At 56.5% G+C, this 285-nt stretch carries 1 protein-coding gene; it reads right to left on the reverse strand.

Features of this window, described 5'->3' with window-relative positions; genetic code table 11:
- A partial coding sequence (locus B2633_RS14445; protein WP_483171432.1) for a hypothetical protein occupies window positions 1-285 on the reverse strand: 285 nt, incomplete at both ends.

Below are 285 nucleotides of genomic sequence, written 5' to 3' on the forward strand. Positions count from 1 at the left end.
GGCCTCTTCGATGCGCTCCCGCACTGCCAGGGCCTCCTCGCCCCAGAGTTCAAGGCATCTGCGGAAAAGCCACTCACCTTGCTTATTGACAAACTCGGCAGCCAGATCCAGAGCTTCAGACCACTGCTGATTCCACAGGGCTGCCTCAGGTATGGAATCGATCAGTTCGAGGGCACACCCCCTGATGATATTCAATACCTGATCTGCAAAATCATTCATTCCGCTGCTTTGGCCGGATTCCCACAGCTTCTCGCCCTGTTTGGCCGCCTCCTGCACCCGCATCAT

It is taken from the genome of Syntrophomonas sp. UBA1041 (assembly GCF_002316705.1).
Classification (GTDB): Bacteria; Bacillota; Syntrophomonadia; order Syntrophomonadales; family Syntrophomonadaceae; genus DTU019.